Source organism: Streptomyces sp. NPDC060209 (assembly GCF_042728155.1).
GTDB lineage: Bacteria > Actinomycetota > Actinomycetes > Streptomycetales > Streptomycetaceae > Streptomyces.
The window spans coordinates 18,699-27,708 of record NZ_JBHWZS010000093.1; the positions used below are offsets into that span (position 1 = coordinate 18,699).

At 71.8% G+C, this 9,010-nt stretch carries 7 protein-coding genes and 1 riboswitch; of the genes, 6 read left to right on the forward strand and 1 reads right to left on the reverse strand.

Features of this window, described 5'->3' with window-relative positions; genetic code table 11:
• The first annotated feature begins 24 nt into the window (after positions 1 to 24).
• Positions 25 to 1,095, forward strand: a complete 1,071-nt coding sequence (locus ACFWFI_RS19405; protein WP_387391495.1) for a non-homologous end joining protein Ku — start codon at positions 25 to 27, stop codon at positions 1,093 to 1,095.
• A gap of 29 nt (positions 1,096 to 1,124) precedes the next feature.
• Here ACFWFI_RS19405 and ACFWFI_RS19410 read toward each other — a convergent pair whose 3' ends face one another.
• Positions 1,125 to 2,753, reverse strand: coding sequence for a hypothetical protein (locus ACFWFI_RS19410; protein WP_387391498.1), 1,629 nt, complete (start codon positions 2,751 to 2,753; stop codon positions 1,125 to 1,127).
• 183 nt (positions 2,754 to 2,936) lie between these two features.
• A riboswitch (ZMP/ZTP riboswitch) is annotated at positions 2,937 to 3,059 on the forward strand.
• A 38-nt stretch (positions 3,060 to 3,097) separates the two neighbouring features.
• On the opposite strand from ACFWFI_RS19410, the gene glyA reads away from it, so the two are divergent.
• The 5 genes from glyA (at position 3,098) to ACFWFI_RS19435 (ending at position 8,454) form a co-directional block, all read left to right on the forward strand.
• Positions 3,098 to 4,378: a serine hydroxymethyltransferase gene (gene glyA, locus ACFWFI_RS19415; protein ID WP_387391501.1), complete on the forward strand. Its 1,281-nt coding sequence runs from the start codon at positions 3,098 to 3,100 to the stop codon at positions 4,376 to 4,378.
• A 157-nt stretch (positions 4,379 to 4,535) separates the two neighbouring features.
• Positions 4,536 to 5,666, forward strand: coding sequence for a nuclease-related domain-containing protein (locus tag ACFWFI_RS19420; protein ID WP_387391504.1), 1,131 nt, complete (start codon positions 4,536 to 4,538; stop codon positions 5,664 to 5,666).
• A gap of 84 nt (positions 5,667 to 5,750) precedes the next feature.
• Complete coding sequence (locus tag ACFWFI_RS19425) at positions 5,751 to 6,710, forward strand: D-2-hydroxyacid dehydrogenase family protein (RefSeq protein ID WP_387391507.1); 960 nt, start codon at positions 5,751 to 5,753, stop codon at positions 6,708 to 6,710.
• Positions 6,711 to 7,003: 293 nt separating this feature from the next.
• A complete protein-coding gene (locus ACFWFI_RS19430) occupies positions 7,004 to 7,678 on the forward strand; it encodes a formylglycine-generating enzyme family protein (protein ID WP_387391513.1) in 675 nt (224 codons plus the stop codon).
• Positions 7,679 to 7,722: 44 nt separating this feature from the next.
• Positions 7,723 to 8,454, forward strand: a complete 732-nt coding sequence (locus ACFWFI_RS19435; RefSeq protein WP_387391510.1) for a DUF7873 family protein — start codon at positions 7,723 to 7,725, stop codon at positions 8,452 to 8,454.
• Positions 8,455 to 9,010: the final 556 nt, after the last annotated feature.

Genomic DNA, 9,010 nt, shown 5'->3' on the forward strand with positions numbered 1-9,010 from the left:
CATGGCGGGCGTAAGGGGTGAACGGTGAGGTCCATCTGGAACGGCTCCATCTCGTTCGGTCTGGTCAGCATCCCGGTCAAGCTCATGAACGCCACCGAGAACCATTCGATCTCCTTCCGGCAGATCCACCTCTCCGACGGCGGCCGGATCCGCTACCGCAAGGTCTGCGAGCTGGACGAGGAGGAGGTGCCGGCCTCCGAGACCGTCAAGGCGTACGAGGACGCGGACGGCACCGTGATCCCCGTGACCGACGAGGACCTCGCCTCGCTCCCGCTCCCCACCGCCAAGACGATCGAGATCGAGGGATTCGTGCCGGCCTCGGCCATCGACCCCCTCCAGCTGGACGCGGCGTACTACCTCTCGGCCAACGGTGTCCCGGCCGCCAAGCCGTACGCCCTGCTGCGCGAGGCCCTGAGGCGGAGCGGCAAGGTCGCCGTCGCGAAGTACGCGCTGCGCGGGCGGGAACGGCTCGGCATGCTGCGGGTGGTCGACGACGTGATCGCGATGCACGGTCTGCTGTGGCCGGACGAGATCCGTGCCCCGGAGGGCGTCGCCCCCGACTCCGGCGTCAAGGTCCGCGACGCGGAGCTGGACCTGGCGGACGCACTGATGAACACCCTCGGCGACGCCGATCTGGAGACTCTCCACGACGACTACCGCGAGGCGGTCGAGGAACTCGTCGCGGCGAAGGCGGCCGGTGAACCCGTCGCGGAGGAGGAGGCCGAGGAGCCCGGGGGCAAGGTCATCGACCTGATGGCGGCGCTGGAAAGCAGCGTCCGGGCGGCGAAGGAGTCGCACGCGGAGGACGGCGGGCACGGGGACGAGGTCGCGGACGTCCACCCCATCGGGTCCGGCCGCGGCGGAGCGAAGAAGTCCGGAGCCTCCTCGAAGCGGGCCCCGTCGAAGAAGGCGGCACCCAAGAGGGCGGCTGCGAAGAAGACCGCCGCGAAGAAGCCGGCCGCGAAGGAGACGGAGACGAAGGGGACCTCGGCCAGGAAGCCCGCGCCGAAGAAGGCGACCGCGAAGAAGGCATCGGCGAAGAAGCCCGCGGCGAAGAAGACTGCCCGGGGCACCCGCAAGCGCACCTCGGCCTGACGCGTGGCCGCGTGGGCCGAGGCCGCTGCTCAGGGCGCGGAGGCGGGCTTCAGCAGATCCGGCAGGGCGGGAAGGTCCAGTCCGTACGGGTCCCTCTCGATGACATAGGTGCAGCTCGTGTACGTGTAGCCGGGCTCGACCTTGGAACCGGAGGCGTAACTGTCCACGGCCGAAGTCGCTCCCGTGCCGTGCTTGTACAGGAAGTGGTACTCGCCCGCGGGCAGCCGCAGCCGTGCCTTCGGGTACGACGTGCCGTTCGCCCTGCAGGCGCCCGCCGCGCCGGTGGCCTCGCTGCTGAACCGCTCGCAGCTGCCGCAGGTCTTCAGCTTCACCGTCCCGGTGACCGGACCCGTGTAGAGCACCTCGACGTCGTTGGGGGCGCCGTTGCTGATGACGAGCTCCATGCGGACGCCGCCCGGCTTGCCGCTCCCCGGCAGCCGCTTGCCCGCCGAGGGCCGGACCTCCGCTATCTCGGCCGCCGTGGATATGTCCCGGGCGTGCTGCCTGCGCCCGTCCTCCTTGTAGGTGTCCGCGAAGTCCGTCAGGGTCTGGCGTGCGTCGGCGAACCGCTTGTCCTTGAACTCGTCCACACCGCAGGCGTACACCCCGTCGCGTACGCCGGCGTCGGCCTGCTGTGCCAGGGAGGGGACGGAGGTCTCGGGCAGCTCCGCGACCAGGGTGCTCGTCAGGCGCAGCTGGTCGGTCACGGTGCAGGGTTCCGCACCCTTCAGACCGGCCACCTGCTGTCGTATCGTCCCGCTGACGGCCGGGCCCACCTGCCCGGCCTGGGCGGACCGGGGGAACGTGCGCAGCAGGGTGCCCAGCTCCTTGCTGCCGGAATCCGGCCCCGTGCCGCCCAGCCGGGAGACTCCGCAGCCGTACAGCGACTCCGCGAGCGGGGTGTCGGGCCAGTCGGTGAGATCGCCGAGCAGCTTGCGGTCCACCGTGTCGGGGAGCGTACGCAGATAGGTCAGGGGCTCGACCGCCGCGCAGTGGTTCTTCGCACGGTACGGCGTGGCGACAGCGGCGTAATAGGCCTCGAGCCGCCTGGGCACGAGCGCGGCGGCGCGCGATCCGGGGTGGTCCTCGCCCAGTTCCCGGTAGAGGGTGAGCGCGTACCGGTAGTCGGGCGCGGAGAGGAGGAACGAGCTCTTCGCCGCCTTGGCGACCAGGTTGTCACCCTCCTCCAGCCGGCCGAGCAGCTCCTGCTCCGTGGCCTCGTCGCGTGCGGAGCCGTAGGCGACGGTCCCGGCGACCGGAACGGCCAGCAGGAGCAGTCCGAGCACCGCGGCCAGGACGGGCCGGGACCACGGACCGAACTCCGTGCGCAGGGCGATGCGGGCCGCGTCGGCCCCCGCGAGGACGAGCAGCAGGAGATACGCGGCGACGAGGGCGGCGGGCACCCCGTCCGGATCGGCGGGCAGCGCGACGAACAGGAAGACCGCGGTCGCCGCCCAGATCACCGCCGCCCTGCGCCGACGGCGCACCAGGACGTGGCCGAGTCCCAGGCCGGAGAGGCTGAGCAGTCCGGCGGCGACTGCCCGCAGCGCGCCCCCCGGTGGCGGCGGGCCTGCCGTCGGAGGCCGGGCGGGAGGAGGAGGCGGCTGAACGGTCCCCCAGCCGTGCTCCTGCCCGGCCCCGGGTCTGGCCCCGGACATGCCCGAATGATCACGTGAATCCATCACGGCCCCCCACCGCCGAACCCCGTCAGGTCCCCGGGTAGCTGCCCAGTTTCGTGCCCGTTCACGCGTGCTTGAGGACGTTGGCGCCGTTATGGTGCGGGATGCCTCGGCCGGCGCGTGCCCGGCGCGGTGTCGGAACGGACCTCCCCGCAGTAGGGTGCGGAGTGCCGCGACTGGCGCGTACCCGGCAGGGTGCTCCGTGGAAACGACCACGAGGGAGCGGCACACTCCGGGCATGCCCGGGGCGTCATCGCCGGAGGGCCGTCCGCCTGGGCATCCGGGTCCATGTCGCCCCGTGCGACCGACCCGGGAGGATCCCCGTGGCCGTACAGCCGTCCGATTCCCGCCGCCCCGCCCTGACAGCGGCGGATCCCGAACTCGCCGCCCTGGTGAACGCCGAGGAGCGTCTCCAGGCGGACACCCTGCGTCTGATCCCCAGTGAGAACTACGTGTCCGCCGCCGTGCTGGAGGCGTCCGGCACCGTCCTGCAGAACAAGTACTCCGAGGGCTACCCCGGCAAGCGCTACTACGAGGGCCAGCAGGTCATCGACCAGGTCGAGACGCTCGCCGTCGAGCGCGCCAAGGCGCTGTTCCGGATGGAACACGCCAACGTCCAGCCGTACTCCGGCTCCCCGGCCAACCTCGCCGTCTACCTGGCGTTCCTGCAGCCCGGCGACACCGTCCTCGGGATGTCGCTGCCGATGGGCGGGCACCTCACCCACGGCTGGGGCGTCTCGGCCACGGGTACGTGGTTCCGGGGGGTGCGGTACGGAGTGCGGCGCGACACCGGGCGCGTCGACCTGGACGAGGTGCGCGACCTGGCGCGTGCGGAGCGGCCCAAGGTGATCTTCTGCGGCGGCACCGCCGTGCCCCGGGTGATCGACTTCGCCGGGTTCGCCGACATCGCCCGTGAGGTGGGAGCGGTGCTGGTGGCCGACGTCGCCCACATCGCCGGGCTGATCGCCGGGGGTGCGCATCCCTCGCCCGCCCCGTACGCCGACGTGGTGTCCACCACCACCCACAAGACCCTGCGCGGGCCGCGCGGGGCGATGCTGCTGACCCGGGCCGAGCACGCCAGGGCCGTGGACCGCGCCGTCTTCCCCGGGCTCCAGGGCGGTCCGCACAACCAGACCACCGCCGCCATCGCGGTCGCGCTGAAGGAGGCGGCCGGGGCGGACTTCTCCGCGTACGCCCACCAGGTCGTCGCCAACGCCCGTGCGCTGGGCGAGGAACTGGCGGCACGCGGCTTCGACCTCGTGTCCGGCGGCACGGACAACCACCTGCTGCTGGCGGACCTCACCGGCAAGGGTGTCTCCGGAAAGATCGCGGCCAAGGCGCTCGACCGGGCCGGGATCGTCGTCAACTACAACACCGTCCCCTACGACCCCCGCAAGCCCTTCGACCCGTCCGGCATCCGCATCGGCACCCCCGCCCTGACGTCCCGGGGCATTCCCGCCTCCGAGATGGCGGCGGTCGCGCAGTGGATCGATCTCGTGGTCGATGCCGCTCGTACAGGTGATGAAACGACCGTTTCCAAGGTCAGGGACGAAGTGAGGACCATGATGGACGCCTATCCGGCGCCTGGCCTCCCCCTGGTCTGACCGGGGCGCCGGAGCAGTCCGGGGCACACAGGGCCCGGACTGCTCCGGAACGCCGTGCTCCCGACTCCGCGCGCCCGCTCTGCGCCCTGTGCGGGGGCCGACCCGCCGTACAGGCTGAGGGAGCAAGGATGCCGGAGGGGTGAACAGAGGGGGCACGATGCAGGATCTCAAGGTCACGTCATGGCAGCTCTTCGGGCACGACCGGCTCTATGTGAACCTGCCGGACGGCACCGCGATCGGATGGGCGGACAGGGGCAGCGGCACGATCACGGTCCTGCACCCGCGCTACCGGGACGCCGTTACCGACGCACTCGCGCGCCAGGTCCCGGACCTGCCGGCCCTCGTCGGTGAGGACGCGCCGACCGGGCCGCCCAGCCCGCCCGTGCCGCCACAGGTCCCGAGGATCCCGCCCATGCGGGGGATGCGGAAACGGGGCGCGGGACGGGAGGCGGCGCCCCTGGCCGAGCCGGTGTCCGTGCCCGAGGGAGTGGGGGAAGCGGTGACCGTGCCCCAGCCGGAAGCGCTGTCGGTGCCCGCGGTGCCCGCGGTGCCCGCGGTGCCCGCGGTGCCCGCGGTGCCCGTGCCCGTGCCGGACGCGTCGACCGTGCCGGATCCGGTGGCCGGTGCCGAGACCGGGACGCGCCGACGGCCGGCTGCCCTGACCGCGCTGACACCCGCGAGCGATCTCGCTTCGCGGCGGCCGGGGGCCGGGCTCCGGGAGCAGCTCGGCGAGTCCGGGACCGGGGCGTTCGTGAGGGTGGCCACCGGAGCGCTGCGGCGGCACAGGGACGGGGACCCCCGGCGCGGCGCCCTCGCGGGGGAGCGGCGGGTCGGGGCCGAGCTCAAACGGCTGACCCGGCACGGCTGGAGGGTGCTGCACTCCGTGCCCCTGCCGGACGGCACGGAGATCGGGCACCTGCTCATCGGGCCCGGCGGGGTGTTCGCCGTGAGTACCGACCACCGTCCCGGAGCATCGGTACGGATCGAGGACGGCACCTTGCGGATCGACGACGGCACCGCGCAGCCGTACGCGCTCGACGACCGGTCCGGTGCCCGGCGGGCCCGGGCGGCCCTGGAGGCGCACTGCGCCTTCGAGGTGCCCGTCCAGACCGTGCTGGTGTTCACCGGCGTCGCCGCGCTGGAGGTGGTCGCCTCCCCGGCCGGCGTGAGCGTCTACCGGGAGCGCCAGGTATCCGCTCTCGCCCCGCTGACGGGCGTGCTCACCGCCACCCAGGTGGAGCGCGTCTACGACGTCGCACGGAACGGGGAGACCTGGCTGGACACGTGAGCCCGGAGCGCGGCCGGTAGATTTCCCGGTGCTGCCGCAGTGCCACCGCTGTACCACCGCCGTGCCGCCGAAGGGGAAGACACCATGAAACTCCGCTGTGCCGTGCTCGACGACTACCAGTCCGTGGCGGCCACCTCCGCCGACTGGTCGCCCGTCGCCGCCGACATCGACGTGGTCAGCTTCGCCGAGCACTGCGCCACCGAGGACGAACTGGCCGCACGACTGGCCGAGTTCGACATAGTGGTCACCCTCCGGGAGCGCGTGCCGTTTCCCGCGACGCTGATCGAGCGGCTGCCCCGGCTCCGCCTGATCGTCGCCTCCGGCATGCGCAACACGTCCATCGACTACGCCGCGGCCGAAAGGCACGGGGTCACCGTCTGCGGCACCGCCAGCACGGCCACCCCGCCCGTCGAGCTCACCTGGGCGCTGCTGCTCGGACTGGCGCGCGGGCTCGTGACCGAGGCCGACGCCCTGCGGAACGGCGGCCCCTGGCAGTCCACCGTCGGAGCCGATCTGCACGGGCGCAGGCTCGGGATCCTCGGGCTGGGGAAGATCGGCAGCCGGGTCGCCGCGGTCGGCCGCGCCTTCGGCATGGACGTGGTGGCCTGGAGCGCGAATCTGACCCCGGAGCGGGCGGCGGAGGCCGGGGCCGGCTTCGCCGAGTCCAAGGAAGAGCTGCTGGAGACCAGCGACTTCGTCTCCGTACACCTGGTGCTGAGCGAACGCACCCGTGGGCTGCTGGGTGCGAAGGAGCTCGGGCTGATGCGGCCCGGCAGCTATCTGGTCAACACCTCCCGGGCGGCGATCGTCGACCAGGACGCGCTGCTCGACGTCCTGCGCCGAGGGGCCATCGCGGGTGCCGGGGTGGATGTGTTCGACGTCGAGCCGCTTCCGGCGGACCACCCGATGCGCAGCGCGCCGCGCCTCCTGGCCACACCGCACCTGGGCTATGTGTCCCGGGCCAACTACGCGGCGTACTACGGGGACGCGGTCGAGGACATCCGTGCCTACCTCGACGGCGGTCCCGTCCGCACGCTCGGCTGAGCGGACACACCTCGGCGGGGTCCGCCTGACCCTCGCCGGCGAGTCCGGTCGGAGCCGTCGGCCCGGCTCCAGCGCCTCCACCAGGCGGCGGTTCTCTCCTCCGACCCGGCGCGGACCTGCCGGTACCGGCTTCCGGCTGAGGAGTTGCCGCGTCTTCGGCCCGCCGAGGTGCCGAAGTGCGCCGACGGCCGGCGGTGCGCCGCGTAGCGTGAGCGCGTGGCGGCTCTCCTGCCGCCCAGGACAGAGAGGCTCACCGCGTGCCCGCGTTCACCGACGACGAGTTGGCCTCCTGCATGGTCCGGATCCCGGCCGGCACCGTGGACCTTCGCGACGACCGCCGAGGGGCCCGCTGGGAGGCGGAGATCGAGCCCTTCCTGCTCGGCCGCTGCCCCGTCACCGCCGAACAGCACCGCGCCGTCACAGGGGCGGGCCCCGGTCCGTCCGAGCCCGGCGCCCTGCCCGTGACGAACGTCAGCTGGCACGACGCCGTCGAGTTGTGCAACCGGTTCTCGGCCCGCGCCGGACTGGACCCGGTCTACTCCCATGACGTGCGGAGCGGCGAGGTGATCCGCGACCCCGCCTCCGACGGCTACCGCCTGCCCACGGAGGCGGAGTGGCAGTACGCCTGCAAGGCGGGGACCAGGGGGTACCGCTACGGCGAGATCGACGACATCGCCTGGTACGACGGCAACTCGGCAGGCCGCGCCCACGATGTCGGCGCCAAGTCCCCCAACGCTTGGGGCCTGCACGACATGCTGGGCAACGTCTGGGAGTGGTGCTGGGACCTCTACGACGAGGAGGTCTACGGCTCGTACCGCATCTTCCGCGGCGGCGGCTGGGCCGAGCAGGAACGCGGCTGCGGCGCCACCGTGCGCCGCCGCAGCCACCCCACGTTCGCGATCGACGACCTCGGTCTCCGGCTGGCGCGCGGGCAACAGGGCGTGGGCGAAGGAAAATCACGCGCCTGATCGAAAGGGGGTGCGATACGTTCCTGTCACTCGAAGGGGGCGAAGTGGCGAAGCTCAACCAGATCATCGCCGTGGAGAAGGGTGTCAAGAGCAAGTCGCTCCAGGACATCACCGCGGCACACCACAAGGTGCAGAAGCCGGCACTGCTGGCCGGCATCTCTCGTACGTACCAGCCGAAGGACGAAGAGGGCGAGCAGCTTCCGCCCGAGTCCGCGCGGGTGCAGATCAAGGCCGAGGAGGCGCTGCGTGAGATGTCCGCGTCGCTGACCCGGCTGTTCGACGTGACCGCGACGAAGGACTGGGCCAACTGCTCGGCCCGGGCGGACGTCACCGTCGACGGTCGTACGGTCGTGGGCGAAGTCCCGGTCAGCTACCTGCTCTTCCTGGAGAAGCAGCTCACCGACCTGCACACCTTCGTGAAGAAGCTTCCGGTGCTGGACGCCTCCGAGTCCTGGTCGCTCGACCCGTCGACGGACTGGTGGAAGACGGAGCCGGTCCGCACGATCCGGACGAAGAAGGTCCCGCGCAACCACGTCAAGGCCGAGGCGACCGACAAGCACCCGGCGCAGGTCGACGTGTACTACGAGGACGTGCCCATCGGTTACTGGACGACCGTGAAGTTCTCCGGAGCGCTTCCCGCACGGCGGGTGAACGAGCTGCTGGAGCGGGTCGAGAAGCTCCAGCACGCGGTGAAGTTCGCCCGTGAGGAGGCCAACGGCGCCGAGGTCACCGACCGGCGGGTCGGGGACGCGGTGTTCGGCTACCTGTTCGGCTGACGCCGGACGCGAGGTGGCACCCACAGAACGCCCCCGCGCATGTCGTGGGGGTGCGCACCATGCGCGAGGCGGAATTGAGGTCCGTCCCGTGTGATGAGCGCAAGCTGAAACTGACGTTCAGCCTGAAGACGCGGTAACGGTGGAGGTTCGAGTCCTCCCCCCGGCACCACAGGCCGGGGTGGCCCAACATGGCAGAGGCAGCCGCGATCAATCTCAGACTCTCGCTCCAGCTTCAGTATCGCCGCCGATTGCCAGATCGACCGAGTACGGACGAACACCGTTGAATGCTGGTTCGAATCCGGCCTGCACCTCTTCACGGCGCGGTAGTTCAATGGAAGAACGCGACGGTCTGACGACTGATCCGCACTCTTAAACGGCGCTGGCAAGCGCAATTGGGTGGCAACCCCAGGGGCCCGGGAGCTGGATACGACTCCCGGGCTCCGCCACGTCCGGGCCCGGCGCCCGCGACTTCCCCGCTCGTAGCCCGCGACTCCGCTCTCGTACCGAAGCCCGCGACTTCCCTCTCGTGCCGAAGCCGTGCCGCTGCCTCCGGGGC